The organism is Streptomyces sp. NPDC052301 (genome assembly GCF_044593395.1).
Lineage (GTDB): Bacteria > Actinomycetota > Actinomycetes > Streptomycetales > Streptomycetaceae > Streptomyces.
In genome coordinates, this window is the sequence record NZ_JBIUBE010000002.1 from 667718 (window position 1) to 693210 (window position 25493).

Sequence of the window (25493 nt, forward strand, 5' to 3'; positions counted from 1 at the left end):
GGCCTCAGGCCCCGCGGCCCGCCTTCTCGTCGGCCCCGCTCTCCCCCACGCCCCGGCGCAGCGTCGCCGAGAGAAGGTCACGGCCCGGACGCGCCCGGCGTTCGCGCAGATCGGCCACGGCCAGCACGAGGGCGACGAGGATGATGGCCACGGCGGTGAGCAGCCCGACCTGGAGGGCCGTCGTGGCGCGGCCGTGCTGGGCGAGGTGCGCGAAATACACGGCGCCGACCACGGCGACACCCACGGCCGAACCGATGCGCTGGCCGGTCTGCATCACCCCGCCGGCCGCACCGGCCCGTCCTACCGGCACGAGCGTGAGAGTGAGGGTCGTATTCGGTGAGACCGTGAGACCGGCCCCGAGCCCGGCGACGACCAGCGGCAGCGCCATGGCCCAGCCCACGCCCCCACCGGGCACCAGTTGAACGGCCGACACGACGCCGAGCAGCCCGAGGACCACCCCGCTCAGGCCGATGACGACCAGGCTGCGGCCGTGACGCGTCACCAGCCGGCCCCCTACGGCCGCACCGGCCGCCGAGGCGGCCGCGAACGGCAGGATCGTCACACCGGCGGCAAGGGGGCTGTATCCCGCGGAGTTCTGCAGGAACAGTGACAGGACGAAGAAGATGGTGGTGAGCCCGCCGAAGAACGTGAGGCTGATCAGGGCGCCGAGCGTGAAGGAGCGCAGGGAGAAGAGCTCGAGGTCGACCAGCGGCGCCTCCCCCAGGCGGCCTCGGTGCCTCTCCCACATCCAGAAGGCCCCCAGCAGCAGTGCGCCCACCGGGAGCAGCACCCACTTCGCCCGCCCCTGCCACTGCTGTTCCTGGACCAGGGGAAGCAGCAACGCGAGCACGCCCGCGCCGAGGAGCAGTACGCCGACCGGATCGAACTTCTCCCGTCTGTCGCTCGGCACCGGGAGGCGGGGCACCAGACGGTGGCCCGCGACGAGGGCGGCCACCCCGATGGGCACATTGACGAAGAACACCCAGCGCCAGCCGTCGTCCGTGCCGAACGCCTGGATCAGCAGCCCGCCCGCGAGCGGGCCCACCGCGGTGGACACGGCGACGACGCTGCCGTGGAAACCGAAGGCCCGGGCCCGCTCGGCGCCCTGGAACATCTGCTGGATCAGCCCGGAGGTCTGCGGTGCGACCACACCGGCGGCCGCACCCTGGACCAGCCGGAACACCACCAGCCAGGTGGGGCCGGCAGCGAGACCGCACCCCACCGACGCGGCCGTGAACACGCCGAGGCCGAACAACAGCGCCTGGCGGCGCCCACGCAGGTCACCCAGTCGTCCCGCGGGCGCCAGCGCGAGTCCGAAGGCGAGGGCGTACCCGGACACCACCCAGGACTGGGTGGCTTCGGAGGCACCGAGCCCACGCTCCATGGAAGGCAGCGCCACGTTCACGATCGAGACGTCGAGCAGCGAGATGAAGCCCGCGGTCAGGCAGACCCCGAGCGCCTTCCACCGCCGGTCGTCGAGAGCGGGCGGGGGCGTTTCTGTGGTCATGCGATCACGCTATGCATGCATGGCCGGTCGCACCAGCGGGGAAGGGAAGCCGGGGCGACGACGCCGCAACGGCAGGCTCACGCAGTGACAGCATGAGACCGGCTGAACGTGGCTAGAGATGACCACAGGCGCACATGAGCCCCTGCCCGTGATCCCTGCGCTGACCCGGGGAACACCGGCCCGGCGGGTGGCCGGTGAAGTGAGGAGCGAGCCGTGTTCTACTACCTGCTCAAGTACGTGCTGCTGGGTCCCCTGCTCCGGCTGGTGTTCCGGCCCCGGATCGAGGGTCTGGAGAACGTGCCGGCGGAGGGGCCGGCCATCGTCGCCGGCAACCACCTCTCCTTCTCGGACCACTTCCTGATGCCGGCGATACTGAAGCGCCGTATCACCTTCCTCGCCAAGGCCGAGTACTTCACCGGGCCCGGGCTGAAGGGCCGGCTCACGGCGTTCTTCTTCCGCAGCGCCGGGCAGATCCCGGTGGACCGCTCGGGCAAGGAGGCCGGGCAGGCCGCGATCCGGGAGGGCCTCGGAGTGCTGCACAAGGACGAGCTGCTCGGCATCTACCCGGAAGGGACGCGGTCGCACGACGGCAGGCTCTACAAGGGCAAGGTGGGTGTCGCGGTGATGGCGCTGACGGCCGGTGTCCCGGTCGTGCCCTGCGCCATGATCGGCACCTTCGAGGCCCAGCCGCCCGGCAAGGTGGTACCCAGGATCCACCCCGTCACCATCCGGTTCGGCAAGCCCCTCGACTTCTCCCGCTACGCCGGCATGGAGCACGAGAAGGCGGTCCTGCGGGCCGTCACCGACGAGATCATGTACGCCATCCTGACCTTGTCCGAGCAGGAGTACGTCGACCAGTACGCGGCCGTGGCCAAGGCGGATCGGGCGGCCGAGACGAAGGAGCGCAAGTTCCCGAGGGCACCGCTGGGTTGACGCTCTGCCGTGGGCAGAAGAAGCGTCGCGGGCGGCGCCCGCGCGCCTAGCCTTCCCGTATGAGAACGGCTGTGGTGATCGGGGCGACGGGGCAGATCGGGCGTCCCACGGTGGACGCGCTGGTGCGGGACGGCTGGCAGGTGACGGCCGCCTCGCGGCGCGGCGGCCGGGACCGAGCGTGGGACGACGGGGTACGAGCGGTCCGGCTGGACCGCTCCGACGACGCGGCACTGGCCGCGGTGGTCGGCGACGGCTGCGACCTGCTGGTCGACATGGTGGCCTACGACGCCGTCCACGCACGGCAGTTGACGGACCTCGCGGCGCGGGTCGGCTCGGCGGTCGTCGTCTCCAGTGTGGCCGTGTACGAGGACGACCGGGGACGCGGGTTCGACACCCAGGGCGAGCCGGACGGTTTCCCGGTCTATCCGGTGCCGGTCCCCGAGACGCAGCGGACGACCGCTGCGGGCGAGACGTCGTACGGCACCCGCAAGGTCGCCCTGGAGCGCGAACTGCTCGCGGCGGGCGCGAAGTTGCCGGTGACCGTGCTACGGGCGGGCGCGGTGCACGGGCCGTACAGCCCGCTGCCCCGCGAGCTGTACTTCGTGAAGCGGAATCTCGACGGGCGGCGCGAGCGGGTGCTGGCGTACCGGGGCGAGAGCCGGTTCCATCCGTCGAGCGCCCGGAACATCGCCGAGCTGGTGCGGCTGGCTGCGGCCCGGCCCGGATCCCGGGTGCTGAACGCCTGTGACGGCGAGGCGCCGACGGTCGCGGAGATCGGCGCGGCGGTCGACGCGGTCATGGGGGTGAGCACGCGGACGACCCTCCTCGACGGTCCGCCCGCCGGCTCCGTCGGCCGGACTCCGTGGTCGGTGCCGCTGCCTGTCGTCTTCGACATGGCCGCCGCCGAGCGGGAGTTGGGCTACCACCCGGTGGTGTCCTACGCCGAGAGCCTGCCGGCGACGGTCGAGTGGCTGACCGGTGTGCTCGGCGGGCGGGAGTGGCGGGAGCGCTTCCCGCTCCTCGCCCAGGTGTATCCCGATCTCTTCGACTACCCGGCGGAGGACGCCTGGCGCACGGCATGAACGAGGGGCGGCCGAAGGCTCCGGCCGCCCCTCGTCACCGCACCGGGACGGTTACGGCTTGGGCGTGGCGTGCGGGGTGCAGGTCACGTCCGAACCGTCCAGCTTCCCGTCGATCAGGTAGGCGTCGACGCGCTGGTTGATGCACGGGTTGACCAGGCCGGTCACACCGTGCGAGCCCGCGTCCTTCTCGGTGATCAGACGGGAGCCGTGGAAGCGCTTGTGCAGCTCGACGGCGCCCTCGTACGGGGTGGCGGCGTCCCGGGTGGACTGCACGATCAGCACCTGGGGCAGGCCCTTGTGGGTCGTGACGTCGACCGGGTTCTGCTGCTTGACCGGCCAGGTGGCGCAGGGCAGGTTCATCCAGGCGTTGGCCCAGGTCATGAACGGGTAGTCCTTGTTGAGCCGGGTGTTGTCCCGGTCCCACTTGTGCCAGCTGGTGGGCCACTTGGCGTCGGTGCACTCGACGGCCGTGTAGACGGCGTTGCCGTTCTCCGAGGAGATGTTGCCCGCGGTGTCCGACAGGTCCGGGGCGGCGGCGTCGACCAGCGCCTGGGTGTCACCCGCGACGTACTTGCTGAACACCGTGGCGACCGGCACCCACGAGGAGTCGTAGTACGGCGCGCTCTGGAAGAAGGAGATCAGCTCGGCCGGGCCGACGACCCCACCGAGGGGGCTCTTCTTGGCCTTGGCGCGCAGCTCCAGCCACTTGGCCTGGACGGCCGCGCGGGTGGTACCGAGGTGGAAGGAGGCGTCGTTGGCGGCGACCCAGTCCTCCCAGTCCTTCCAGCGGCCCTCGAACGCGATGTCCTGGCCCAGGTTGGCCTGGTACCAGATGTTGTCGCGGGCGGGGTTGACCACGCTGTCCACGATCATGCGGCGCAGGTGGCCCGGGAAGAGGGTGCCGTAGACGGCGCCGAGGTAGGTGCCGTAGGAGACGCCCAGGTAGTTCAGCTTCTTCTCGCCGAGCGCGGCGCGGATGACGTCCAGGTCGCGTGCGGTGTTCGGCGTGGTCATCTGCTGGAGCATCGTCCGGCCGGTGCGGTCCAGGCAGCCGTCCGCGTACTGGCGGGCCAGCTTGCGCTGCGCGGTCTTGTCGGCCTCGGTGTCCGGCACCGGGTCCATCTTCGGCGCCTTCACGAACTCCTGCGGGTCCTCGCAGGAGATGGGCGCCGAGTGGCCGACGCCGCGCGGGTCGAAGCCGATGAAGTCGTAGGCCTTGGCGACGTTCGCCCAGACGGGGTTCTTGCTGGTGACCCGGGCGGGGAAGCGCAGCCCCGAACCGCCGGGGCCGCCCGGGTTGTAGACGAGCGAGCCCTGGCGCTCGCTCTTGGTGCCGGTGTTGCCGATACGGTCGACGGCGAGCTTGATCTGCTTGCCGTACGGGTGGGCGTAGTCGACCGGCACGGTGACCCAGCCGCACTGGATGGGCTTGGCCAGCCCCCAGTCGGCCGGGCAGTCCTGCCAGTCGATGCCGGCCTCGGCGGCGCGGGCGGCGGCAATCTCGGCGCCCTTGGCCTCCCGGTCCTGGCTCGGCCGGCCGGCGGCACTGGCCGCGGGCGCCGAGACGGCGCCGGCGATCAGCGTGGCGGTGACGAGCGCTCCGGCCGAACCGAGCGCCACAAGGCGGCTCTTCGGTCTGTTCTCCCTCACGTGGGCCCCTCCCCCTACATCAGGATCGCTGCGAGTGGTCAGTCCGGGGATCCTCTCGGCTGTGAGTCGCCTGGGAACAGGGGGCGCCGCCCATCTTTACCAATCCGATAACCGGACGATCATGTTCGTGCCGCGAGGCGTTGCTCCGCGCTTCAGCTCCACCGGGCCGAGACCTGGTCCAGGACTCGGCGCAGGCGCAGTGCGTCCGGTGCCACGGCGCTGACCAGGATTGCCGGCCCGGCCAGCGGTGTCAGGCTGGCGCTCTCGCCCACCACCTCGGGCTCGACCGGATGCATCGCGAACTCGGGGCGTACGACCACGAGTTGTCCCACCGCCCGATGCCCGGACAGCACTGCGGGGCCGTCCCAGCCACCCGGCGCGCCGGGCCCGCAGGCCAGCTCCTGGTCCAGCACGGTCCGGCCCGCGACCCGGACGGTCAACCGGCTCGTCAGCCGCCCGGGTTCCTCCCCGGCCCGCCCGAGCACCTGCTCCTCGCGCAGCACGAGCCGGGCCCCGGCGCCGAGTTCGGCCCGCGTGGTGACGTACAGGTCGCTGCCCCTGGCCGAGATCAACTGTTCGGGCAGCCAGCGCAGTTCGGCGCCGTCGGCCACGTCGAGCCGTACGTCGTAGCGGGCCTCGCCCTTGGCCTGGCCGGGCAGCGCGAGGGTGGCGGCGGCCGACCCGACGTGCAGCCGGGCGCCCTCCTCCACGCGGGCGGTGAGGGTGAAGCGGTCGCCGCCGAGCGGGCCGCTCATCGCGCCGACCACCATGACCTTCGCCTCGGCACCGGCCGACCGGGTGCGGCGCAGGGCCAGCGGGCCCTCGCCGTCCAGCACGGGCAGCGCCGTACCGCCCCGGCCGTCGGTGCGGGCGACGATCCGCGCGTCCGCCCGGACCCCGGTGGCCGTCACGCCGTCCACGCGGCGAGCCGCCCGCGCACCCAGGCGGCCACATCGGCGACACCGGTCTCGCTGCGCAACGACTGGAGCACCACCGGGAGTTCGGCCCGCCGGGCCTTGGCGTCGGCGGCCATCCGGGCGAGGTCGGAGCCGACGTACGGGGCGAGGTCGGTCTTGTTGACGACGAGCAGGTCGGCGGTGGTGACGCCGGGGCCGCCCTTGCGTGGGATGTCGTCACCGCCGGCCACGTCGATGACGAAGATCTGCGCGTCCACGAGCCCCTTGGAGAAGGTGGCGGTGAGGTTGTCGCCGCCGGACTCGACGAGGATCAGGTCCAGTGGCCCGACCGCGTCCTCCAGGTCCTCGACGGCTTCGAGGTTGGCGGAGATGTCGTCGCGGATCGCGGTGTGCGGGCAGGCGCCCGTCTCGACGGCCGTGATCCGCTCGGGCGGCAGCACGGCCTCCCGGAGCAGGAACTCGGCGTCCTCGCGGGTGTAGATGTCGTTGGTGACGACCGCCAGGGACAGCTCCTCGCGCAGGGCCCGGCAGAGCGCGGCGACGGTGGCGGTCTTGCCGGATCCGACGGGCCCGCCGAGCCCGATGCGCAGGGCACGGCGGCTGCCGTCCGGCCGGTGGGCGTCCGCGCTGAGGGCGGCGGGACCGTGGTGGGGGTGGTCGAGGTGCATGTACGGCTCCTAGGTGGCCGGCCCGGCCCGCTCGGCCCGTACGGGCTCGAGGGCGGGGCCGGTCAGGACATGGGGGACGGTGTCTATGACGCGAACAGCCGCACGGGCCAGGCCGCGTGCCACTCCGCGCCGATCTCCAGCAAGGGCCCGGACGACACCGGCAGCGCGTCGACACCGTCGTCGAGCGCCCTCCGCGCCGCCTCCACCGCCGCGTCCGCGACCCGGTCCAGCTCCGGCGCCAGCCGGGCCAGTACGCCGGTCGCGTCGAACGGGTCGAGGCTCAGCAGGCGTACCGTCGCCGTCGCAGGCCCGCTCACGCTCTCGTACGCCGCGCAGTGCGCCGCGTCCTCGGGCGCGAGACCGGCCGCCCGCGCCGCGATCCCGAGCACCACCGGCTGGTGCGCCCCCTTGGGGAACGCCCGCGCCAGGGCCTCGAGTTCGGCCGACGGCCAGGTCGCGCGCGCGGCGCGCAGCATCTGCCGCCCGAGCCGGCGCGCGGACGTCCGCAGGGCCACGGAGGGGGTGCGGGCGTCCGCCGCCGCGTCCAGCTCCGCGGGGTCCACGCCGAGTACGGCGGCTGCCGCGAGCGCGCCCGCGACCAGTCCGGCGGTGTGCAGCCGGCCCCGGCAGAAGTCCTCCAGGCTCGCGGCGGAGGTGATCCGGCCCGCCGTGACGGCGGCCTCCGCCCCGCCGGAGTGCGCGTGCCCTCCGGCCGGGAAGCGGCCGTCGGCCAGGACGAGAAGTGCCGCTCGTGACATCACGCCGCCATCAGAAGAGGAAGTAGCGCTGGGCCATGGGCAGTTCGGCGGCCGGTGTCGCCTCGACCAGCTCGCCGTCGATGTGCACGGCGAAGCTGTCCGGGTCGATCCGTACGTCCGGCAGGGCGTCGTTCTCGCGCAGGTCGGCCTTGGTGACACCGCGGGTCGACTCGATCGCCACGAACCGCTTGCCGATCCCCAGCCGCTCCGGCAGCCCGTCCTCGATCGCCGACCCGGCCACGAAATTGACCGAGTTGGCGGCCGGGGCGCGGCCGATCGCGCCGTACATCGGGCGGGGCAGGATCGGCTGCGGGGTGGGGATGGAGGCGTTGGCGTCGCCCATCTGTGCGTAGGCGATCTGGCCGCCCTTGAGCACGAGCAGCGGCTTGACCCCGAAGAACGCGGGCTCCCACAGCACCAGGTCGGCGAGCTTGCCGGTCTCGACCGAGCCGATCTCGGCGGCGAGGCCCTGGGCGAGTGCCGGGTTGATCGTGTACTTGGCGACATAGCGCCGGACCCGGTGGTTGTCCGCGCGGCCGTCGCCCGGCAGCGCGCCCCGCCGGCGCTTCATGACGTGCGCGGTCTGCCAGGTGCGCAGGATCACCTCGCCGACGCGCCCCATGGCCTGGGAGTCGGAGGAGATGATCGAGATCGCGCCGAGGTCGTGGAGGATGTCCTCCGCGCCGATGGTGGACGGCCGGATCCGGGACTCGGCGAAGGCGAGGTCCTCGGGTACCGCCGGGTTGAGGTGGTGGCACACCATCAGCATGTCGAGGTGTTCCTCGGTCGTGTTGACGGTGAAGGGCCGGGTCGGGTTGGTGGAGCTGGGCAGCACGTTCGGCTGCGAGACCACGCTCATGATGTCCGGCGCGTGCCCGCCGCCGGCACCCTCGGTGTGGTACGAGTGGATGCCCCGGCCCGCGATCGCGGCGAGGGTGTCGCCGACGAAGCCGGCCTCGTTCAGCGTGTCGGTGTGGATGGCGACCTGAATGCCCGTCCGGTCCGCCACGCTCAGCGCGGCGTCGATGACGGCCGGGGTGGAACCCCAGTCCTCGTGCAGCTTCAGGCCGACGGCGCCGCCGCGGATCTGCGAGAGCATCGCCTCGTGCGAGACGGTGTTGCCCTTGCCGAGGAAGCCGACGTTGACGGGGTAGGCCTCCATCGCCTCGAACATCCGCGCGAGGTGCCAGGGACCGGGTGTCACGGTGGTGGCCTTGGAGCCCTCGGCGGGGCCGGTACCGCCGCCGACCAGCGTGGTGATGCCGGAGGCCAGCGCCTCGTCGGCGATCTGCGGGCAGATGAAGTGGACGTGCGCGTCGATGGCGCCGGCCGTGAGGATCCGCCCGTTGCCCGCGATGATCTCGGTCTCGGGGCCGATGACCAGGCCGGGGTGGACGCCGTCCATGGTGTCGGGGTTGCCGGCCTTGCCGAGCGCGGTGATCCGGCCGTCCCGGATGCCGACGTCGGCCTTGACGACGCCCCAGTGGTCGACGACCACGACGCCGGTGATCACGGTGTCGGGAGTGCCCTCGGCCCGGGTGGCGCGGGACTGCCCCATGGACTCGCGGATGACCTTGCCGCCGCCGAAGACCGCCTCGTCGCCGGACGCGCCGGGGCCGCCGGAGCGGTCCTCCTCGATCTCGATCAGCAGGTCGGTGTCGGCGAGGCGGATGCGGTCACCGGTGGTGGGCCCGAACAGGTCGGCGTAGGCGCCGCGGGAGATCTCAGGCATCGAGGGCGCCTCCGGTCTCCCCGCGCAGCCCCGGCACGATCCGGGCGCCGGCGAGGGGCACGAGTTCGACCTCGACGGGGATGCCGGGCTCGAAGCGCACGGCGGTGCCCGCGGCGACGTTCAGCCGCTTGCCGCGGGCGGCCCCGCGGTCGAACTCCAGGCCGGGGTTGGCCTCGGCGAAGTGGTAGTGGGAGCCGACCTGGACGGGCCGGTCGGCGGCGTTGAGCACGGTCAGCCGGGTGACCGCGCGGTCGGCGTTGAAGGGGACGGGGCCGTCCGCGAACAGGATCTCTCCGGGAATCATCGCGGCCCCCTCAGATGATCGGCTCGTGCACGGTGACGAGCTTGGTGCCGTCCGGGAAGGTGGCTTCCACCTGGACGTCGTGGATCATCTCCGCGACGCCGTCCATGACGTCGTCCCGGCTGAGCAACTTGCGGCCGGAGGACATCAGTTCGGCGACCGTACGTCCGTCACGCGCGCCTTCCAGGACGTGCGACGTGATGAGGGCGACCGCTTCGGGGTGGTTGAGCTTGAGGCCGCGGGCCCTGCGCTTCTCGGCGACGTCGGCCGCCACGTGAAGGAGCAGCCTCTCTTGTTCGTGCGGGGTCAGTTGCACGTCCCACCTCACAGTCCTCGCTCCGGACCGTGCGGGGTCCGGCTGCCGCAGCCACCGCGACGGGGACAGGTGTAACACACAGACATATCCCCGGGATCGCCGTCAATCCGGGCAGAAAAAGCCCTGGTGGCGTGGATTGGCAGGCTAGTTCGCCGGAGTTTCAACGACGTTAACCAGACCTTGATCAGCACATGACCGCGCGATGGTCTCACTCTTACGGGTGGCGGCTCACCGCATGCCCGGCCTCCGGTGCTCGGCCGCGATGCCGAAGCGCTGCTGTTCCCGCACGGCGGAACCGACCTCGTGGACGCCTGAAACGGAGCTGATGACCTGCTCCTCGGCCGGCTCGTCGAGCGCGTCGAGGCGCTCCAGGTCGGCGGCCGAGACGAGCGCGACCAGCGGCTTGCCGTGCCGGGTCACGACGACGCGCTCACCGCCGTACACCACGCGGTTGATCAGGTCGGCGAGCTCAGCCCTGGCTTGCGTCACCGGAATCTCGTAGGCCATGACCCCATTCTAACGTCACGTACGTCCTGTACATTCTGTACAGAACACGGGCCCGTCGGAGGCCCGTGCACCGAGGAGGGGTGTGTCCATGACCCGATCGTTCGCCCGCCACGTCCTGCCCGAGTTCACCGAGCGCACCGGTGGCGTCACCCGCACGCTCGATCCGTACGGCAAGCTCTTCGAGGACCGGATCGTCTTCCTCGGCACCCCGCTCGACGAAGCGGCGGCGAACGACGTCGCGGCCCAGTTCATGTATCTCGAACACGCGGCCCCGGACCGGGACATCACGCTGTACATCAACTGCCCGGGCGGCTCGTTCAGCGCGCTCACCGCCGTCTACGACACGATGCGCTACGTCACCTGCGACGTGCAGACCTACTGCCTGGGCCAGGCCGTCTCCCAGGCCGCGGTGCTGCTCGCGGCCGGCACACCGGGCAAGCGGTTCGCCCTGCCCGGCGCACGCATGGTGATCGAACAGCCCCAGCTGCCGGAGCCGGTGGAGGGCCAGCCCAGCGACCTGGTCATCCAGGCCGCGGAGTTGGTCCGCACCCGCACCCTGACCGAGGAGATGCTGGTGCGGCACACCGGGCGCACGGCGGACCAGGTGCACGGCGATCTGGAGCGTGACCTGGTCCTGGACGCGTCCGGCGCGCTGTCCTACGGCCTGGTGGACGGCGTCGTGCCCAGCCGCCGGAGCGTGCCCGGCGCGCGGGACGCGAGGTGAGCCGCCGATGCTGCCACCCGAGCTGCCCCCGCTGCCCGCTCTGACCCGTGCCGAGGGGGAACTGATCGACCGTTACCTGGAGGCCGCCGACCTGCTGGGCCGCATCAATCCGGCCCGGCACGGGGACACCTATGCCGGCCTGCGCGCGGCCCAGGCCCTGGTGCGCAAGGCGGCAGAGCTGCGTGACGCGCTCGCGCTGATGCACCGTCGGGGCGAGACGGAGCTGCACGGCGACACGCTGGCACGGGCGTTGCGGGTGCTGGACGGGGAACGCCGGACCGCGCGCGTCGCGCTCCCGCCGGACTGCGTCGGCTGATCCGGACGCCGCTCCGGCCCGGGGGGTCCGCCGCGTCGACACGAACCGTTCGGGCCGGACACGAAACGGCCCGAACGGCGTACCGCCGACCGGTGTACTTCCAGATCGTTTTCCGGGCCTCCCGAGTTGCGCTCCGCGCCGTTCCGAGATCCGCGAATCGTGGTTCCGCCCCAGGTCCGGGGCTACGACCGGCATCTGACGGCGACTCGAACACAGCCCTGTCCACCCGAACGGGTGAGTGGTGAGTAACGCCACAAATCCCCGGTTCCGTTGGGATTTTCGGACAGCTGTAGGTGAAGATCCCTGTCTGACGACAAGCCCCCGCCACAACGGCGGGGCGATCCGGGCGGACGCCGAGTCCTGCCGCCGCTCGGATAACCGGTCGACAGGAGTGGATCGGCAGGAGTGGAGGACCCAGGCAAGACGGGTCGCCGGCACGGATGTTCGTCTGCTCGTGGCAGACGGGCGGAGGTTCCGAGCGATCCTTGGGGTGAAGCCGCGGCAACGCGGCCGGGCAACTTCGCCAGCCCGAATCCGACAGGTCATCCTTCACAGGCGGCTGACGAAGGGTTGCGCATGACTGCGCTCAATCGTGTCCCGTCGCTCATGGCCCGGGCCGGTACGGCCTCGGCCCTCACCCTGGCCGCCGTGGGCGGCTCCATCGCGGTCCCGGGCCTCGCCACCGACGCCTCGGCCGCGACGCTCGCGACGAAAGCACTCCAGGTCGCGGCCTCCAAGAAGGGGTCGCCGTACCAGTACGGAGCCACCGGACCGCGCCGGTTCGACTGCTCGGGACTGACGCTCTACTCGTTCAAGAAGGCGGGCAAGACCCTGCCGCGTACCGCAGCCCAGCAGTACAACAAGACGCACCACATCTCCTCCGGCCACCGCAAGGCCGGTGACCTGGTCTTCTTCCACTCGGGTTCCAGCGTCTACCACGTCGGCATCTACGCCGGCCACAACAAGATCTGGCACGCCCCGAGGACCGGTTCCGTGGTCAGGCTCGAGAAGATCTGGACCAAGAGCGTCTGGTACGGCCGGGTCAGCTGACCCGGCGTCAGGCCAGGAGCGGCTCCAGCAGCAGGGCCGCGCCCAGCGCCGTCAGCGCCACCCCGGTGCCCGCCTGGAGCCCACGGGCGGCCCGGGGCCGGCGCAGCCATCCGCCGAGCCGGTCCACCAGCAGGGCGACCGCCTGGAACCACGCCAGGGCCAGCGCGCACACGATCAGCGCGAGCAGCAGCGTCCGGGGCAGCGCATGGCTCCCCGCGGGCACGAACTGCGGCAGCAGGCTGAGGAAGGTCAGCGAGGCCTTGGGGTTGAGTACGTTGGTGACGAAGCCCTGCCGCAGCGGGTGCGCGGTCGCGGCCGCGCTCTCCTCGGGCGTCCGGGCGGGCCGCCGCAGCGCCCACAGGGTGCGCACCCCGAGCTGCAGCACATAGGCGCCGCCCAGCAGCTGCAGCGCCCGGAACAGCGCGGGCACGGCCACCAGCACGGCCGCGACCCCGGCCACCGCCAGGGTGGTGTGCACCAGGAGGCCGCCCGCGATCCCGAGCCCGCAGACCGCGCCGGCCCGCCGGGAGACCAGCGCGTTGCGGACCACGACGGTGAAGTCGGCGCCCGGCATGGCGACGAGTCCTGCGGCGATCCCGGTGAAGGCGATGAGCTGTCCGTCCATGCGACCAGCCTGCCGCGAGGGAGCCTTCACCAGGTATTTCGAATCATCTACGTGAGCCTTAAGCATTGCTTTAGGCTGATGCCATGTACGACCCCACCCGGCTGGCCGCACTGGTGGCCGTCGCGGAGGCCGGCTCCATCACCCGGGCCGCCGACCGGCTCGGCTACACCCCGCCCGCGCTCTCCCAGCAGTTGGCGAAGCTGGAGCGGGAGGCGGGCACCGCGCTGCTCGTCCGCCACCACCGCGGGGCCCGGCTGACCGAGGCGGGCGAGGTGCTGGTGGCGCGGGCCCGCCGGGTGCTCGACGAACTGGCGCAGGCCCGGCACGAGCTGTCCCGGCTCACCGGACTCAGCGGCGGCGCGCTGCGGCTCGGGACCTTTCCGACGGCGGGGGTGCATCTGCTGCCGCCGGCGCTGAGCGCGTTCCGCCGGGCACATCCGGACGTGACGCTGTCGGTGGCGGACTACGACCCGCCGTCCGGGGTCACCGCGGTGGCGGCAGGCGAGGTGGACCTGGCGCTGACGCACACCTACCACCCGGCCGAGCCCGTCCCGGTGCCGTCCTCCGTGCGTCTGGAGCCGGTGCTGGTGGAGGAGCTGGTGCTGGTGACCGCTCCCGGGCACGCGCTGAGCACGTCGTCGTCCCGGCTGCCGCCGGCGGAGCTGGCCGGGCAGCCGCTGATCAGCATGGCGCCGCGGCATCCGGCCCGGCGGGAGATCGAGGCGCTGCTCGCCGCGTCGGGCGCCACACCGGCGCTGCTGGTGCCGACTCCCGGGTACGCGGTGGTGTGCGCGCTCGTCAGCGCGGGCCTCGGGGTGGCGGTCGTACCGGAGATGGTGGCGCGGACGGCGGCCACCCCGGTCGCTGTGCGGCCGTTGGACGCGGACCTGCGCCGGACGATCTCGGTGGCCCACCGCGCGGACGAGGCGGCCCCGGCGGCGGATGCGTTCCGGGCTCTGCTGCGGGGGGCCTTCGGGCGGGCGGGGCGCCAGGGGTGCTGACCGGACAGGCTGGTGACGCGGGCGGACGCGAGATGTCGGACGAATTTCAGAGGGTGTCGGTCGGCTGCGGCGCCTTCGTGGCCGGGCGCCCGGCTTCCGGGTCCTGGGCCGGCGTCCAGGGCAGTTCGATGGAGACCGTCTTGCCGCCCTCGCGGGTAGGACGGACGCGGAGTCTGCCACCGCACTCCGCGGTCAGCCAGCGGATGATGACCATCCCGCGGCCGTTGTCCTGCTGGACCGCGGCGGGCAGCCGCTTGGGAAAGCGGGGGTGGCTGTCCGTCACGCCGATGCGCAGCTGTTCGTCGCGCTCCAGCGCGAGGTCGACCGTGAAGGTGGGGGACTGACCGAAGGTGTGCTGTACGGCGTTCGTGGCGAGTTCGGAGACGATGAGCCGTACAGTGTCGGCCACGTCGGTGTCGGACGGCAGGCCCCACTCCGCGAGGGTGCCGACGACGTAGGAGCGGGCGGCGGAGACCGAGGCGGGATCGCTCGGCAGAGTGACGGATGCTTCCAAATGGTCTGCCATGCGAGGTCGTCCCTTTCCCGCGGGACCGCAGTCCGACATGGAGCGGATGGTTCGAGTACGGTCCCGGACTGGTGCTTCGTCGCCAGACTGCCATCACCGGGCGGTCACGGGGAGCGATCCACCAAGATGTGCATATATCTGTCGCTCGAAGCGGTGAACTCTGCGACGCGAGACCCTGTTTGGGCGGCCCGGGAGGAGTAAGGAGGAGCCCATGCAGAACGGGCCGGCGGTGCGCCGTCGGAAACTGGGCGCCGAACTGCGCACGCTGCGCACCGGAGCGGGCTTCACGAGCGGTGAGGCGGCCCGGCTGGTCGGCTGGCACCAGTCGAAGGTGAGCCGCATCGAGACCGGCGCCAGCGGGGTGAAACCGGCCGACCTGAGGTTACTGCTGGACGCGTACCAGGTGCGGGACGGACATCTGCGCGAGTTGCTGCTGATGCTGGCGGGCTCCGAGGACGGGGACGGCCGGCGCGGCTGGTGGCACGCCTACCGCGGGGTGCTGCCGCCGACGTACCGGGACTTCATCAGCCTGGAGTCGCAGGCGAGCGCGATGCGCACCCTGGAGACCACGGTGGTTCCCGGCCTGCTGCAGACGGCCGAGTACGCCCGCGCCGTGACCCGGGCGGCCGTGAAGGACCTGGACGAGGAGCGCCTGGACGCGCTGGTGGAGGTGCGTCTGGCCCGGCAGGACGTGCTGCGCGTCAGCCCGCCGTTGCGGCTGAGCGCCGTGCTGGACGAGGCGGTGCTGCGGCGGGAGGTCGGCGGCCCGGAGGTGATGGCCCGTCAGCTGGCGCGGCTACGGGAGGCGGCCCTGCTGCCCCAGGTGCGGCTGCAGGTGCTGCCGTTCGCGGCGGGAGCGCATGTCGGCCTCACCGGGCCTTTCGTTATCTTCTCATTTCCGAGCACTTCTGATCTGGATGTTGTTGTTCTCGACCAGTTGACGAGTAGCCTCTATCTGGAACGGAAAGAAGACCTCATGGCCTACTCGGAGGCCTTCGACATCCTTCAGTTCCACGCCCTTTCCCCCGAGGACTCGTTGGACTACATCGCCGGAATAGGTGACGGCGCGTAAGGAGGCACCATGTCAGCACTGCCTCGGAACGTCCTTGCCAGTACCGACCTGCACGACGTGCGCTGGCTGCGCAGCAGTTACAGCACGGGAGCCAACAACTGCGTGGAGACGGCCCGGCCGCGCTCCGGCCCGTGGGCCGGACTGCTCGCCGTGCGCGACTCGAAGAACCCGGCCGGACCCGCACTGCTCTTCTCCGCCCGGAGCTGGGCTGAGTTCGTGACCACCGTCCAGTAGCCGTTCACGCGCGAAATCCGGCCGTGTCACGCCGACTCATGGTCGTGTTTCGCCGATCACCCGTACAGCGCGTTCGATCTCGGCCCCGGTCAGGTCCGCCCGGGCGGTCAGTCGCAGCCGTGAGATGCCATCGGGCACGGAAGGAGGACGGAAGCAGCCCACGGCCAGGCCTGCCGTACGGCAGTCCGCCGCCCAGCGCACCGCCTGCTCCGGGGACGGAGCCCGCACGGAGACCACCGCGGCGTCCGGACGTACCGCCTCCAGACCCGCGGCGGTCAGCCGTGCGTGCAGGTCCGCGGCCACCTCGCGGGCCCGTGCCGCCCGCTGCGGCTCCCTCGCCAGCAGCCGCAGCGCCGCCAGCGCGGCACCGGCCGCCGCCGGGGCCAGGCCCGTGTCGAAGATGAACGTCCGGGCCGCGTTGACCAGGTGGTCGACGACCCGCGCCGGCCCGAGCACCACCCCACCCTGGCTGCCCAGCGACTTGGACAGGGTGGCCGTGACGACCACGTCCGCCGCGCCCGCGAGCCCGGCCGCCTGCGGCGCGCCCCGGCCGCCGTCGCCGAGCACGCCGAGACCGTGGGCGTCGTCCACGACCAGGCCCGCGCCGTGCTCCCGGCACACCTCGGCCAGCGCGGCGAGCGGCGCCCGGTCCCCGTCCACCGAGAACACCGTGTCGGAGACGACGATCGCCTCCCCGTCGTGCGTGGCGAGGGCCTTGCGCACGGCCTCCGGGTCGGTGTGCCCGACGACCTGCCGCTCGGCCCGGGCGAGCCGGCAGCCGTCGATCAGCGAGGCGTGGTTGCCCGCGTCGGAGACGATCAGCGAGCCGTGGGGGGCGAGCGCGGTGACCGCGGCCAGGTTGGCGGCGTACCCGGAGGAGAAGACCAGGGCCGCCTCGAAGCCGCAGAAGGCGGCCAGCTCGCGCTCCAGCTCGGTGTGCAGCTCGGTGGTGCCGGTGACCAGCCGGGAGCCGGTGGAACCGCCGCCCCAGGTCCGGGCGGCCCGGGCCGCGCCCTCGGTGACCTCGGGGTGATGGGCCAGCCCGAGGTAGTCGTTGCTCGCCAGGTCCAGCAGGGCGGAGTCGGCGGGGCGTGGGCGCAGGGTCCGCACGAGTCCGGCGCGGCGGCGCGCCTCGGCCTGCTCGTCGATCCAGCCGAACGCCATGTGTCCTCCGGGGCTTTTGTAGGTAGCGGACAGACACTAGCGGGACGACCGGCCACCCGAGGTGTGGCAATACCCACACGGTGAACCGTCTCCGTTGTGCAAACTCTCCTTGGCCCGGGGCGGTCCCGTAGGACAGGATCAGGCTTCATGGACCTGCTGAACACGCTGGTGGACAAGGGGCTTCGGCGCGAGCTGCCGACCCGCGAGGAAGCGCTCGCCGTACTGGCCACCTCCGACGACGACCTGCTCGATATGGTGGCCGCGGCCGGGAAGGTGCGCCGTCACTGGTTCGGGCGACGGGTGAAACTCAACTACCTGGTGAACCTCAAGTCGGGCCTGTGCCCGGAGGACTGCTCCTACTGCTCCCAGCGGCTCGGCTCCAAGGCCGACATCCTGAAGTACACCTGGCTCAAGCCGGACGAGGCCTCCCGGGCGGCCGCCGCCGGCCTGGCGGGCGGCGCCAAGCGGGTCTGCCTGGTGGCCAGCGGGCGCGGCCCGACGGACCGGGACGTGGACCGGGTCTCGGACACCATCAAGACCATCAAGGAGCAGAACGAGGGCGTCGAGGTGTGCGCCTGCCTGGGCCTGCTCTCCGACGGCCAGGCCGAGCGGCTGCGCGAGGCGGGCGCGGACGCCTACAACCACAACCTGAACACGTCCGAGGGGACGTACGCGGACATCACCACCACCCACACGTACGCCGACCGGGTGGACACGGTGCACAAGGCGCACGCGGCCGGTCTGTCGGCCTGCTCCGGGCTGATCGCGGGCATGGGCGAGAGCGACGAGGACCTGGTGGACGTGGTCTTCTCGCTGCGCGAGCTGGACCCGGACTCCGTTCCGGTGAACTTCCTGATCCCGTTCGAGGGCACCCCGCTGGCCAAGGAGTGGAACCTCACCCCGCAGCGCTGTCTGCGGATCCTCGCGATGACCCGGTTCGTCTGCCCGGACGTGGAGGTGCGCATCGCAGGCGGCCGTGAGGTCCATCTGCGCACGATGCAGCCGCTCGCGCTGCACCTGGCCAACTCCATCTTCCTCGGCGACTACCTGACCAGCGAGGGCCAGGCCGGCAAGGCCGACCTGGAGATGATCGCGGACGCCGGTTTCGAGGTGGAGGGCGCCGGCGAGGTGACGCTGCCGGAGCACCGGGTCGCGGCCGCGGGCGGCTGCGGATCGGTCTGCGGCTCGCACGAGGACGCGGGCTGCGGGTCGCACGCCGAGGCGGGCTGCGGCTCGCACGAGGGCGCCGGTGTCTGCGGCACGGCGACCGTCGCGGCGACGCAGGAACCGCGCACCGATCTCGTCGCGGTCCGCCGCCGGGGCGCCGGAACGGACCTCGCGCCCAATGCCTGACCGGTCCTTCCTGAGCGTGCCCGAGCTGCTGGACCTGGACCGGCGGCACGTGTGGCATCCGTACGGCCCGATGCCCGGACGCGTGGACCCGCTCGTCGTGGAGTCGGCGAGCGGGGTCCGGCTGCGGCTCGCGGACGGCTCCGGCGAGCTGGTCGACGGGATGTCGTCGTGGTGGTCGGCCATCCACGGCTACCGCCACCCGGTCCTCGACGAGGCGGTGCGCGAGCAGGTGGGCCGGATGAGCCATGTCATGTTCGGCGGGCTCACGCACGAGCCCGCCGTACGGCTCGCGAAGCTCCTTGTCGACATCTCGCCCGATGGCCTGGAGCACGTCTTCCTGGCGGACTCCGGCTCGGTGTCGGTCGAGGTCGCGGTGAAGATGTGCCTGCAGTACTGGCGCTCGCTCGGCCGGAGCGGCAAGCGGCGGCTGCTGACCTGGCGGGGCGGCTACCACGGCGACACGTGGAACCCGATGTCGGTGTGCGATCCCGAGGGCGGGATGCACGAGCTGTGGTCGGGCGTGCTGCCGCGCCAGGTCTTCGCGGACGCCCCGCCGACGGAGTACGAGGAGTCGTACGCGGACCATCTGCGTGAGCTGATCGCGCGGCACGCGGACGAGCTGGCCGCGGTCATCGTGGAGCCGGTGGTGCAGGGCGCGGGCGGGATGCGCTTCCACTCCCCCGCCTACCTGCGGGTGCTGCGCGAGGCGTGCGACGCGCACGACGTGCTGCTGGTGTTCGACGAGATCGCCACCGGCTTCGGCCGCACGGGCGCGCTGTTCGCGGCGGACCACGCGGCCGTCACCCCCGATGTGATGTGCGTGGGCAAGGCGCTGACCGGTGGTTATCTGACGCTGGCGGCGACGCTGTGCACCGCACGGGTGGCCGACGGCATCTCGCGCGGCGAGGTGCCGGTGCTCGCGCACGGCCCCACCTTCATGGGCAACCCGCTCGCGGCGGCCGTGGCCTGTGCCTCGCTCGGGCTGCTGCTCGGGCAGGACTGGCAGGCCGAGGTCAAGCGCATCGAGGCGGGTCTGCGCGAGGGGCTGTCGGCGGCCGCCGGGCTGCCCGGGGTGCAGGACGTCCGGGTCCTCGGAGCCATCGGTGTGGTACAGCTCGACCACGCCGTCGACATGAAGGCCGCCACGGACGCCGCCGTGCGGGAAGGCGTGTGGCTGCGCCCGTTCCGCGATCTGCTCTACACGATGCCGCCCTACGTCACCTCCGACGAGGACGTGGCCCGGATCACGCGCGCGGTGTGCGCCGCGGCGCGGGAGGGATGACATGCCGGTACTGGTGATCACGGGGACGGGCACGGAGGTCGGCAAGACCGTCACCACCGCCGCCGTCGCCGCCGCGGCGCTCGCGGCCGGGCGTTCGGTGGCCGTGCTGAAGGCCGCGCAGACCGGGGTCCGGCCGGACGAGCGCGGGGACGCCGACGAGGTCGCTCGGCTCGCGGGTCCGGTGACGGCCGAGGAACTGGCCCGCTATCCCGAGCCGTTGGCGCCGGGTACGGCGGCCCGGCGGGCCCGGATGGCTCCGGTGCACCCGCAGGAGGTGGCCGACCGGGCCGCCAAGCTGGCCACCGAGCACGATCTGGTGCTGGTCGAGGGCGCGGGCGGGCTGCTGGTGCGGTTCGACGCGGCGGGCGGCACGCTGGCGGACGCGGCCGTCCTGCTGGGCGCGCCGGTGCTGGTCGTCGCGCAGGCCGGGCTGGGCACGCTCAACACCACCGAACTGACGGCGCTCGAACTGCGGCGGCGTGGGCTGGAGCCGGCGGGCGTGGTGATCGGCAGCTGGCCCGACTCCCCCGACCTGGCCGCCCGCTGCAACGTGGCCGACCTGCCGGAGGTCGCCGACGCCCCGCTGCTCGGCGCACTGCCCGCCGGGGCAGGGAGCCTGGCGCCGGCCGACTTCCGTACCGCGGCCCCGGGTTGGCTCGCCCCGCGGCTGGACGGCACCTGGGACGCGGAGGCGTTCCAGGTGCGGGAGGCGCCCTGACGGGCTGCTGGGACCGAAAGCGACGGGCCGTCGGCCACCCGGGCGGAGCGCCTCTCGCACGCACGTCACCCGGCACGGGTGCCTCGGCGTTTCGCGGGGGACACTCTCCCTAGGCCCGTCCCCCTGTTCCGGGAGGTTGCCATGCGGTTGCTGTCCACCGGCTCCGGCAAGGTGGCGCGGAGTCCCGTCCACCATCCGCTGTTCGCCCGCTGCTACGCCCGGCTCAGCGTCGGCGCCGAGACCCGGCTGGGCATGGCCGGGGTGCGGCAGCGGCTGCTCGCCGGGCTGTCCGGGCGGGTGATCGAGATCGGCGCGGGAAACGGGCTGAACTTCGCGCACTATCCGGGTGCCGTGGCGGAGGTCGTGGCGATCGAACCGGAGGCGCTGCTCAGGCAGTTGGCGCTGGAGTCCGCGGTGCGCGCCCAGGTGCCGGTCGACGTGGTGCCGGGCGCGGCGGAGGCGCTGCCGGTCAAGAGCGAGGCCTTCGACGCGGCCGTGCTGTCGCTGGTGCTGTGCAGCGTCCGCGACCTCGCGCGGGCGCTGAGCGAGGTACGGCGGGTGCTGCGGCCGGGTGGCGAGGTGCGGTTCTTCGAGCACGGGCGGGGCGGCGGCCGGGTGATGACGCTGACCCAGCAGGCGCTGGACCGCACCGTGTGGCCGGCCCTGTTCGGCGGCTGCCATCTGTCCCGGGACCCGGTGGCCGCGCTGCGCCAGGCCGGGTTCGGGCTGGGCCCGCACCGACGGCTTCTGCTGCCGGAGACCGGTCCGGCGCTGCCGACCTCGTACTGTGTGCTGGGCACCGCCTGGCGGCCGGAGGAACCGGACGCGCGCTGACCGGACGCACACCGGTCCCGCCGATCCGATGCGCGTCGGTCAGTCGCTCCAGCGGCGCAGCTCGCGCGCGATGTCGTCGACGCTCGCCTCGCCGTCCTTGACCATCCGGGCGAGGTCCCGCACCCGTTCCGGCGTGGTGACGACCTTCACGCCGCTGGCGACGAGGTAGGCGTACGCGACGGCCGACGCGAACAGCGCGTTGGCGCGTTCGAGCGCCGGCAGGTGGATGAGCAGCTGGAGCAGCGATGCGGCACGGGCGTGCGGGGTGTCGTAGACGGGCACGCCGAATATCTCCGCGCGGTGCCGGGCGACGGCGGCGACCAGCGCGCCCCAGTCGATGACCTGCGGGTCCCCGGGCGTCTTCTGTTCGGCGAGCATGAGGAGCCAGGCGAGGTCGATGCTGATCTCGTTCAAGGGATCAGCGGCCGTCCTCGGCGCCGGTGCCGGCTCCCTTGCCGGTGCCGCGGGTCTCGGTGAACTCCTCGGCGAACACCGACTCGTACTGCTTCATGAAGTCGGCCGCGGCCTCGACGAACGTACGGCCGGCCTCCCCGGTGTCCTGTCTGACCAGCTCCTCGATGTAGCGGTTGACGCTGATGCCGCGGGCCAGGGCGCGTTCGCGGGCCGCGCGGGCGGTGCCCTCGTCCACGCGCACGTTCAGCTGGGTCTTCGCCATGCTTCGACGCTAGCGCCGGGGTGCTATCAAGGCAAGGGCGCACGGAAGCGGTGCGCCGGGTCCGGCTGTCCCCTACGCTCGCCCGGGACGAACGGTTCGAGCGACCGGGAGGCGGTCTTGTCCACACCAGCTGCGCAGCACGCCCCGAACCGCGCGCCGGACAGCGGAATCGCGGCCCGTGCCCGTGGACTGACCAAGGCCTACGGCTCGGGTGAGACGGCCGTCGTCGCCCTCGACTCGGTGGACGTGGACATCGCGTCCGGCCGCTTCACCGCCGTGATGGGCCCCTCGGGCTCCGGGAAGTCCACGCTCATGCACTGTCTGGCGGGGCTCGACACCGTGTCGGCAGGTCAGGTGTGGCTGGGCGACACCGAGATCACCGGGTTGAAGGACCGGGAGCTGACCCGGCTGCGGCGGGACCGGGTCGGGTTCATGTTCCAGTCGTTCAACCTGATCCCGACGCTGACGGCCGCCGAGAACATCACCCTGCCCATGGACATCGCGGGCCGCAGGCCCGACCAGCGGTGGCTGGACCAGGTCGTCGACCGGCTGGGGCTGCGCGGGCGTCTGACGCACCGGCCGGCGCAGCTGTCCGGCGGCCAGCAGCAACGGGTGGCGTGCGCGCGGGCGCTGGCGTCCCGGCCGGAGCTGATCTTCGCGGACGAGCCGACCGGCAACCTGGACTCGCGGTCCGGGCTGGAGGTGCTGGGCTTCCTGCGCGGGGCGGTGGACGAGCTCGGGCAGACCGTCGTCATGGTCACGCACGACCCGGGCGCCGCTGCCCACTCCGACCTCGTCGTCTTCCTCGCCGACGGGCGGATCGTGGACGAGATGGCAGAGCCGACGGCGGAGGCGGTACTGGAACGCATGCGCCTCTTCACCGGCGCGGCGCCCCCGTCCCCCGGTCCCGGCCGGCCCGGCGACGACTCCACCGCGCGGGAGGACTGACCCGGTGCTCAAGGCGACCCTGAGGAGTTTCCTCGCGCACAAGGGGCGGCTGGCCCTGTCCGCGCTGGCCGTGATCCTGTCCGTGGCGTTCGTCGCGGGCAGCCTGATCTTCTCCGACACCGTCACCCGTACCTTCGACCGGCTGTTCGCCTCCACCGCCGCCGATGTGACGGTCCAGCCGAAGCAGGATCTGAGGTCGGCCCGGCTGAGCGGGTCGGTGGCGACCCTGCCGGCCGCGCTGCGGGACCGGGTGGCGAAGGCCGACGGGGTCGCGGCGGCCCGCGCCGAGGTGTCGGTGCGGAACGTCGTCGTGGTCGATGCACGCAACAAGCCCGTCGGCCCGACCACGGGCGCCCCGACCGTCGCGACGGCCTGGTACGTCACCCCCCGCAGCGCGGTGAAGCTGACCTCCGGTCATGCGCCGCACGGTGCGGGCGAGGCGCTGCTGGACGCCGACACGGCCGGCAAGAGGCACGTTCGGATCGGCGACTCGCTGACCGTGCAGGCGCAGCCGGGCTCGTTCCGGGTCCGGGTCGTCGGCATCGCCACGTTCACCACCACCAACCCCGGCGCCGCCCTGGTCTTCCTGGACCCTGCGGTGGCCGGCCGAGAACTGCTCGGGTCGGCCGCGAAGGCCACCGGCATCACGGTGGACGCGGCCGAGGGGGTCTCCGACGAGCAGCTCAAACAGCACGTCGGCCGGACGATCGGCACCGGCACCTACGACCTGAGGACCGCCGACGAGCAGGCCGAGTCGGCGGCGGCGAGCCTCGGCACGTTCCTGGACGTGATCAAGTACGTGATGCTGGGCTTCGCCGGCGTCGCGCTGCTCGTCGGCGTGTTCCTCATCGTCAACACGTTCTCCATGCTGATCGCCCAGCGCACCCGCGAGCTGGGTCTGCTGCGCGCCCTCGGCGCGGACCGGCGGCAGGTACGGCGCTCGGTGCTCACGGAGGCGCTGCTGCTCGGGCTGGTCGGTTCCACGCTCGGGCTGGCCGCCGGGATCGGGCTGGCGCTGGGCCTGATCCGGCTGATGAGCGCGTTCGGAATGCACCTGAGGGCCACGGAGATGGTCCTCGGCTGGGGCACGCCCGTCGCGGCGTACGCCGTCGGTCTCGGCGTCACCTTCGTGGCCGCCTACCTGCCCGCGCGGCGCGCTGCGGCCGTCTCGCCGATGGCGGCGCTCGCCGACGCCGAGGTCGCCGGTGTGGGCAAGCCGTTGAAGGCGCGGGCGATCGCCGGTGCGGTGCTCGGCGTGGCCGGCGCGGCGGCGCTCACCGGGTGCGCGACGGCGACGAGGACCGCGCAGGCCGCCTCGCTGCTGGGGCTCGGCGTGGTGCTGACGCTGGTCGCCACCGTGGTCGCCGGCCCGCTACTGGTGCGGCCGGTGATCCGGGTCCTGGGCGCGGCCTTCCCCGCGCTGTTCGGCCCGGTCGGCCAAATGAGCCGGCGCAACGCCCTGCGCAACCCGCGCCGTACGGGCGCCACGGCCGCCGCGCTCATGGTGGGCCTGGCGCTGGTCGGCGGGATGTCGGTGGCGAGCGCCTCGATGTCCGCGTCGTTCGACCGGCAGATCGACGAGACCCTCGGCGCCGACTTCATCGTCCAGAACGCCAACTTCACCCCGTTCACCCGGCAGGTGCGGGACGCCGTGGCCGCGACGCGCGGTGTCGGGCTCGTCGTACGCCAGCGGCTCACCCCGGTCGCCGTACGGCTGCCGGACGGCGACCGGACCGAGACGTCCGCCGTCGCGTACGGCCCGGGGCTCGACGACGTCGTGCACCTCGCCTACGCGCAGGGCGGTTCGGCGGACGCGCTGGCGGACGGCCATCTCGCCATGGACGCCGGTTTCGCCCGCGACCACGGCGTGCGGGTCGGCAGCGTCCTGCCGGTCGAGTTCCCGGGCGGACGGCGCACCGAGCTGACCGTCGGAGCGCTCACCGACCAGGACACGACGCAGGGCTACGGCGCCCCGGGCGGCCTGTACTTCGGCCTCGCCACGCTCGGCCGGTACGTGCCGGACGCCCAGGACTCCGTGCTCTACGTCGACGCGGCCCCCGGCACGAGACCTGCGGACCTGCGGCCCCGCCTGGAGCGGGCCCTGGAGCCCTATCCGCAGGTCCAGGTGCGCAACCAGACCGACTACAAGGAGCTGGTCCACGGCCAGATCGCCGTCCTGCTCTACCTGGTGTACGCGCTGCTGGGGCTGGCGATCGTCATCGCGGTGCTCGGCGTGGTCAACACGCTCGCGCTCTCGGTGGTGGAGCGCACCCGGGAGATCGGGCTGCTGCGCGCGATCGGGCTGGGGCGGCGGCAGTTGCGCCGGATGATCCGCCTGGAGTCGGTGGTGATCGCCGTGTTCGGCGCGGTCCTGGGGCTGGGACTGGGTCTGGTGTGGGGCGTGTGCATGCAGCGGGTGCTGGCCCTGCGTGGGCTGACGGCGCTCGCGATCCCCTGGGGCACGATCGCCGCGGTCGTGGTCGGCTCGGCGGTGGTGGGTGTCGTCGCGGCCCTGCTGCCGGCGCTGCGGGCGTCACGGATGAACGTGCTGGCGGCGATCGCGCACGAGTGACGGGACCGGCCCGACGTGAGGGACGTC

The 25493-nt window shown here is 72.6% G+C and carries 28 protein-coding genes and 1 riboswitch; of the genes, 14 read left to right on the forward strand and 14 right to left on the reverse strand.

All coding sequences use genetic code 11. The features are described from left to right. Positions 1-4: 4 nt before the first annotated feature. On the reverse strand, positions 5-1507 hold the full coding sequence (locus ACIHEJ_RS06715) for an MFS transporter (RefSeq protein ID WP_400132561.1): 1503 nt from the start codon (positions 1505-1507) through the stop codon (positions 5-7). A 213-nt stretch (positions 1508-1720) separates the two neighbouring features. Here ACIHEJ_RS06715 and ACIHEJ_RS06720 point away from each other — a divergent pair, with 213 nt between their 5' ends. Next, the gene (locus ACIHEJ_RS06720) at positions 1721-2440 is read left to right on the forward strand and encodes a lysophospholipid acyltransferase family protein (protein ID WP_400132563.1); all 720 of its coding nucleotides are present in this window, start codon (positions 1721-1723) and stop codon (positions 2438-2440) included. A gap of 59 nt (positions 2441-2499) precedes the next feature. After that, the gene (locus ACIHEJ_RS06725; RefSeq protein WP_400132565.1) at positions 2500-3522 is read left to right on the forward strand and encodes an NAD-dependent epimerase/dehydratase family protein; all 1023 of its coding nucleotides are present in this window, start codon (positions 2500-2502) and stop codon (positions 3520-3522) included. A gap of 51 nt (positions 3523-3573) precedes the next feature. Here ACIHEJ_RS06725 and ACIHEJ_RS06730 read toward each other — a convergent pair whose 3' ends face one another. The 8 genes from ACIHEJ_RS06730 to ACIHEJ_RS06765 form a co-directional block, all read right to left on the reverse strand. After that, entirely contained in the window at positions 3574-5172 is a 1599-nt protein-coding gene (locus tag ACIHEJ_RS06730) for an alpha/beta hydrolase (RefSeq protein ID WP_400132567.1), read from the reverse strand. A 152-nt stretch (positions 5173-5324) separates the two neighbouring features. Next, complete coding sequence (locus tag ACIHEJ_RS06735; protein WP_400132882.1) at positions 5325-6083, reverse strand: urease accessory protein UreD; 759 nt, start codon at positions 6081-6083, stop codon at positions 5325-5327. Further along, entirely contained in the window at positions 6080-6757 is a 678-nt protein-coding gene (ureG, locus tag ACIHEJ_RS06740) for an urease accessory protein UreG (RefSeq protein WP_400132569.1), read from the reverse strand. Before ureG ends, ACIHEJ_RS06735 begins: the two co-directional genes overlap by 4 nt. Before the next feature lie 83 nt (positions 6758-6840). Beyond that, on the reverse strand, positions 6841-7515 hold the full coding sequence (locus ACIHEJ_RS06745) for an urease accessory protein UreF (RefSeq protein WP_400132884.1): 675 nt from the start codon (positions 7513-7515) through the stop codon (positions 6841-6843). A 10-nt stretch (positions 7516-7525) separates the two neighbouring features. Then, positions 7526-9247: an urease subunit alpha gene (locus ACIHEJ_RS06750; protein ID WP_400132570.1), complete on the reverse strand. Its 1722-nt coding sequence runs from the start codon at positions 9245-9247 to the stop codon at positions 7526-7528. Next, positions 9240-9551: an urease subunit beta gene (locus tag ACIHEJ_RS06755; protein ID WP_400132572.1), complete on the reverse strand. Its 312-nt coding sequence runs from the start codon at positions 9549-9551 to the stop codon at positions 9240-9242. The genes ACIHEJ_RS06750 and ACIHEJ_RS06755 overlap by 8 nt, the downstream gene beginning before the upstream one ends. A 10-nt stretch (positions 9552-9561) precedes the next feature. Beyond that, positions 9562-9864, reverse strand: coding sequence for an urease subunit gamma (locus ACIHEJ_RS06760; RefSeq protein WP_400132574.1), 303 nt, complete (start codon positions 9862-9864; stop codon positions 9562-9564). A 228-nt stretch (positions 9865-10092) separates the two neighbouring features. Next, a complete protein-coding gene (locus tag ACIHEJ_RS06765; protein ID WP_366009270.1) occupies positions 10093-10371 on the reverse strand; it encodes a type II toxin-antitoxin system Phd/YefM family antitoxin in 279 nt (92 codons plus the stop codon). 88 nt (positions 10372-10459) lie between these two features. On the opposite strand from ACIHEJ_RS06765, the gene ACIHEJ_RS06770 reads away from it, so the two are divergent. The 3 genes from ACIHEJ_RS06770 (at position 10460) to ACIHEJ_RS06780 (ending at position 12461) form a co-directional block, all read left to right on the forward strand. Next, positions 10460-11095 (forward strand): ATP-dependent Clp protease proteolytic subunit, encoded by a 636-nt coding sequence (locus ACIHEJ_RS06770; protein WP_400132577.1) that lies wholly within the window; start codon positions 10460-10462, stop codon positions 11093-11095. A gap of 7 nt (positions 11096-11102) precedes the next feature. Next, positions 11103-11411, forward strand: a complete 309-nt coding sequence (locus ACIHEJ_RS06775) for a hypothetical protein (RefSeq protein WP_400132579.1) — start codon at positions 11103-11105, stop codon at positions 11409-11411. 435 nt (positions 11412-11846) lie between these two features. Then, a riboswitch (cyclic di-AMP (ydaO/yuaA leader) is annotated at positions 11847-11985 on the forward strand. Between the two features lie 2 nt (positions 11986-11987). Then, positions 11988-12461: a C40 family peptidase gene (locus ACIHEJ_RS06780; RefSeq protein ID WP_366009395.1), complete on the forward strand. Its 474-nt coding sequence runs from the start codon at positions 11988-11990 to the stop codon at positions 12459-12461. Positions 12462-12468: 7 nt separating this feature from the next. Here the strand turns inward: ACIHEJ_RS06780 and ACIHEJ_RS06785 are convergent, their stop codons facing one another. Next, positions 12469-13086 (reverse strand): LysE family translocator, encoded by a 618-nt coding sequence (locus ACIHEJ_RS06785; protein ID WP_400132581.1) that lies wholly within the window; start codon positions 13084-13086, stop codon positions 12469-12471. An 83-nt stretch (positions 13087-13169) separates the two neighbouring features. Between ACIHEJ_RS06785 and ACIHEJ_RS06790 the strand changes: the two genes are divergently transcribed. Continuing rightward, positions 13170-14087: a LysR family transcriptional regulator gene (locus ACIHEJ_RS06790; RefSeq protein WP_400132583.1), complete on the forward strand. Its 918-nt coding sequence runs from the start codon at positions 13170-13172 to the stop codon at positions 14085-14087. A gap of 46 nt (positions 14088-14133) precedes the next feature. On the opposite strand, the gene ACIHEJ_RS06795 is transcribed toward ACIHEJ_RS06790, so the two are convergent. Continuing rightward, entirely contained in the window at positions 14134-14613 is a 480-nt protein-coding gene (locus ACIHEJ_RS06795; protein ID WP_400132585.1) for an ATP-binding protein, read from the reverse strand. Between the two features lie 211 nt (positions 14614-14824). Here ACIHEJ_RS06795 and ACIHEJ_RS06800 point away from each other — a divergent pair, with 211 nt between their 5' ends. Both ACIHEJ_RS06800 and ACIHEJ_RS06805 read left to right on the forward strand, forming a co-directional pair. Then, the gene (locus ACIHEJ_RS06800; protein WP_400132587.1) at positions 14825-15685 is read left to right on the forward strand and encodes a helix-turn-helix domain-containing protein; all 861 of its coding nucleotides are present in this window, start codon (positions 14825-14827) and stop codon (positions 15683-15685) included. 9 nt (positions 15686-15694) lie between these two features. Beyond that, positions 15695-15919 carry a DUF397 domain-containing protein gene (locus ACIHEJ_RS06805; RefSeq protein WP_400132589.1) on the forward strand — a complete coding sequence of 75 codons (225 nt, stop codon included), beginning with the start codon at positions 15695-15697 and terminating at the stop codon, positions 15917-15919. A 36-nt stretch (positions 15920-15955) separates the two neighbouring features. Here ACIHEJ_RS06805 and ACIHEJ_RS06810 read toward each other — a convergent pair whose 3' ends face one another. Further along, a complete protein-coding gene (locus ACIHEJ_RS06810) occupies positions 15956-17083 on the reverse strand; it encodes an 8-amino-7-oxononanoate synthase (RefSeq protein ID WP_400132591.1) in 1128 nt (375 codons plus the stop codon). 147 nt (positions 17084-17230) lie between these two features. On the opposite strand from ACIHEJ_RS06810, the gene bioB reads away from it, so the two are divergent. From bioB to ACIHEJ_RS06830, 4 genes are all read left to right on the forward strand, one after another. Continuing rightward, positions 17231-18436 carry a biotin synthase BioB gene (gene bioB / locus ACIHEJ_RS06815; RefSeq protein ID WP_400132593.1) on the forward strand — a complete coding sequence of 402 codons (1206 nt, stop codon included), beginning with the start codon at positions 17231-17233 and terminating at the stop codon, positions 18434-18436. Continuing rightward, complete coding sequence (locus ACIHEJ_RS06820; RefSeq protein ID WP_400132594.1) at positions 18429-19718, forward strand: adenosylmethionine--8-amino-7-oxononanoate transaminase; 1290 nt, start codon at positions 18429-18431, stop codon at positions 19716-19718. The genes bioB and ACIHEJ_RS06820 overlap by 8 nt, the downstream gene beginning before the upstream one ends. A 1-nt stretch (position 19719) precedes the next feature. Next, a complete protein-coding gene (gene bioD / locus ACIHEJ_RS06825; RefSeq protein WP_400132596.1) occupies positions 19720-20436 on the forward strand; it encodes a dethiobiotin synthase in 717 nt (238 codons plus the stop codon). A 141-nt stretch (positions 20437-20577) separates the two neighbouring features. Then, positions 20578-21270: a class I SAM-dependent methyltransferase gene (locus ACIHEJ_RS06830; protein ID WP_400132598.1), complete on the forward strand. Its 693-nt coding sequence runs from the start codon at positions 20578-20580 to the stop codon at positions 21268-21270. A gap of 39 nt (positions 21271-21309) precedes the next feature. On the opposite strand, the gene ACIHEJ_RS06835 is transcribed toward ACIHEJ_RS06830, so the two are convergent. Together ACIHEJ_RS06835 and ACIHEJ_RS06840 are read right to left on the reverse strand one after the other, a co-directional pair. Beyond that, a complete protein-coding gene (locus ACIHEJ_RS06835) occupies positions 21310-21684 on the reverse strand; it encodes a fic family toxin-antitoxin system, toxin component (RefSeq protein ID WP_400132600.1) in 375 nt (124 codons plus the stop codon). 4 nt (positions 21685-21688) lie between these two features. Then, complete coding sequence (locus ACIHEJ_RS06840) at positions 21689-21946, reverse strand: toxin-antitoxin system HicB family antitoxin (protein ID WP_400132601.1); 258 nt, start codon at positions 21944-21946, stop codon at positions 21689-21691. Between the two features lie 117 nt (positions 21947-22063). Here ACIHEJ_RS06840 and ACIHEJ_RS06845 point away from each other — a divergent pair, with 117 nt between their 5' ends. Next, positions 22064-22894 carry an ABC transporter ATP-binding protein gene (locus tag ACIHEJ_RS06845; RefSeq protein WP_400132603.1) on the forward strand — a complete coding sequence of 277 codons (831 nt, stop codon included), beginning with the start codon at positions 22064-22066 and terminating at the stop codon, positions 22892-22894. Positions 22895-22898: 4 nt separating this feature from the next. Continuing rightward, positions 22899-25466, forward strand: a complete 2568-nt coding sequence (locus tag ACIHEJ_RS06850) for an ABC transporter permease (RefSeq protein ID WP_400132605.1) — start codon at positions 22899-22901, stop codon at positions 25464-25466. Positions 25467-25493: the final 27 nt, after the last annotated feature.